This is a genomic window from Streptomyces sp. NPDC031274, from assembly GCF_055570235.1.
Genome location: NZ_JBVIHP010000279.1, coordinates 1 through 1,300, shown reverse-complemented (window position 1 = coordinate 1,300; position 1,300 = coordinate 1). Strand labels below are relative to the sequence as shown.

At 68.7% G+C, this 1,300-nt stretch carries 2 protein-coding genes; both read left to right on the top strand.

Annotated features, from left to right (window positions below):
* A partial coding sequence (locus tag ACZ5CR_RS45655) for an imine reductase family protein (RefSeq protein WP_468869710.1) occupies positions 1 to 468 on the top strand: 468 nt, incomplete at its 5' end.
* Between the two features lie 108 nt (positions 469 to 576).
* On the top strand, positions 577 to 1,300 hold a 724-nt coding region (locus ACZ5CR_RS45650; protein WP_468869713.1), incomplete at its 3' end, for a penicillin-binding transpeptidase domain-containing protein.

The following is a 1,300-nucleotide window of genomic DNA, read 5'->3' as shown; positions in this document are numbered from 1 at the left end:
TTCGAAAAGCACCGTGAAGCACTCGCCGTGCTCGGCGACCCGCTCTACCTGGGCCCGGAGCCGGGCCGCGCCTCGCTCTACGACGTCGCCCTGCTCGGCCTGATGTGGTCCACGTTCACCGGCTGGCTGCACGGCACGGCCCTGGTCGGCGCCGACGCGACCAAGGCCACCGACTTCACTCCCGTCGCCATCCGCTGGATGACGCACGCGGTCGCCGGGTTCATGGACACCTACGCCCCCCAGGTGGACGCCGGGCGCTATCCGGGCGACGACGCCACCGTCGACGTACAGATCGCGACGATCGGGCACCTCATCCACGCGGCGGCCGACCGCGGCGTCGACAACGCGCTGCCGGAACTCCTGAAGGCCACCATGGAGCGGGCGAGCGCCGCCGGGCACGGATCCGACAGCTACGCGAGCGTGATCGAGGTCCTCCGAGGGGAAGGGCGGGACGGGGCTCGAGTGTGACCATTCGGCAACAACGGGCCGGGGAACCGTGAATCCGGGCGCATGATGAAGCGTCGTCACGTGATGAAGCGTCGTCACGTCCTGGTGTCATGCGTCATGGGGGGACCGTTGAACAAGCCGCTGCGCCACATAGCCCTCTTCTGCGGCGTGCTCACGCTCGCCCTGCTCCTGCGCGCGACCTGGGTGCAGTTCGCCGAGGGCGAGTCGCTGGCGAAGCACGAGAAGAACCGGCGCGTCCAGATCGAGGCCTTCTCGCACCCCCGTGGCGACATCATCGTCGGCGGCAAGCCGGTCACCGGCTCGAAGGAAGTCAGCGGCACCGACTTCAAGTACCAGCGGACCTTCAAGGAAGGCCCCATGTACGCGCCGGTCACCGGCTACTTCTCGCAGGCCCAGGGCGCGACCTTCCTGGAGGGCGTCGAGAACGACGTGCTCAGCGGCGACGACGACCGCCTCTTCATCCGCCGCACCCTGGACATGCTGACCGGCGAGAAGCGCCAGGGCGGCGACGTCATCACGACCATCGACCCCAAGGCCCAACAGGCCGCCTACAAGGGTCTGGTGGACCTCGACGCCCGGGGCGCGGTCGTCGCGCTCGACCCGCGCTCCGGGAAGGTCCTCGCGATGGCGAGCACCCCCTCGTACGACCCCTCCGTCTTCGCCGGGATCTCGCAGAAGGAGGGCAAGGAGTTCACGCGGCTCAGCAAGGACAAGGACAAGCCCCTCTCCAACCGTGCGCTCCGCGAGATCTATCCGCCCGGATCCACCTTCAAGATCCTCACCGCGGCGGCCGCCCTCGAGCACGATGCGATCGACGACATCGACGAGCCCA